We start from the raw sequence: 1,049 nt of genomic DNA, 5'->3' as shown, positions 1-1,049 counted from the left end.
TAAAGCGTGATGGCATTAAGTTCGATAGCCTGAATTTTTGAGGTAGTTGGCGCATTCCTCGGAGGTGAAGGCATCGAGTGCGCGGCTGATTGCGGCGCAGACCGCGTCGACGGTTCGCGCGGCAGCTTTACGGAGCAGGTGCTTGAGCTTGGCAAAGACCTGTTCGATCGGATTCAGGTCGGGCGAGTATTTTGGCAGGAAGAAGAGCTTGGCGCCGACCGAACGGATGAGCTGGCGAACTGCTTTGCTCCTGTGGCTGCCGAGGTTATCCAAGACGACGATATCGCCGGGTCGAAGGACGGGCAGAAGAACCTTCTCGACATAGGTGCGAAAGCTCACGCCATCGATCGGCCCCTCGATGAACCATGGCGCATCGATCCGGTCATGACGCAGGGCCGCCAGGAAGGTCATGGTCTTCCAGCGACCGTGGGGAACCTTGGCCGGAAGTCTGTGCCCACGCGGGGCCCATCCCCGTAAGGGAGCCATGTCGGTCCTGGTCCAGGTCTCGTCGATGAAGACCAGCCGCTCAGCTTCGACGCGACCTTGATATTTTGTCCACTGGGCTCGCCGCCGTGCGACCTCGGGTCGATCGCGTTCGCCGGCCGCCACGCTTTTTTTTGAAGCTGAGCTTCTCGGCATGAACGAAGTCCCACACCGAGTGGTAGTCGACCTTCAGGCCGCGCTCGGCAAGCTCGATAACGAGACCGCGTATGGTGAAATCGCCGTCCCTGATCCGCTGCGACAGCCAGACCGCGTGCTCTCCCGAAACCGCCTTCGGCTTGTGACCGCCCATCTGGCCAGGTTCAACGCTGCCGGTCTCCTCGACCCGCTGCATCCAGCCGATGGCAGTGCTGATTGCAACCCCAAACTGCTTGGCGGCCCGATTGCGCGACATCCCGCCTTCGATCGCAGACACAACACGCTTGCGAAGATCCAGAGAATAAGGCTTGCCCATCCATGCTGGCCTCCAATCCAGCCTGCATGGTGAATCAGAAACCCACTGATTTGGGAATCCCAAATCGATTCAACCTAACCCCATCCCGCTTTAG

The 1,049-nt window shown here is 59.8% G+C and carries 1 protein-coding gene; it reads right to left on the bottom strand.

Features of this window, described 5'->3' with window-relative positions:
• Positions 1 to 15: 15 nt before the first annotated feature.
• Positions 16 to 955 (bottom strand): IS630 family transposase gene (locus ACV1FX_RS41685; RefSeq protein WP_473123278.1). Its coding sequence is split into 2 segments (ribosomal slippage): positions 16 to 618 and positions 620 to 955, totalling 939 coding nucleotides; the frame shifts between segments, so codons are not numbered across the junction.
• Between the last annotated feature and the right edge of the window lie 94 nt (positions 956 to 1,049).

The sequence above is a fragment of the Bradyrhizobium ingae genome (genome assembly GCF_055791185.1).
Note: the sequence above shows the minus strand (reverse complement) of the source record. Positions and strands in the feature narration are given on the sequence as shown.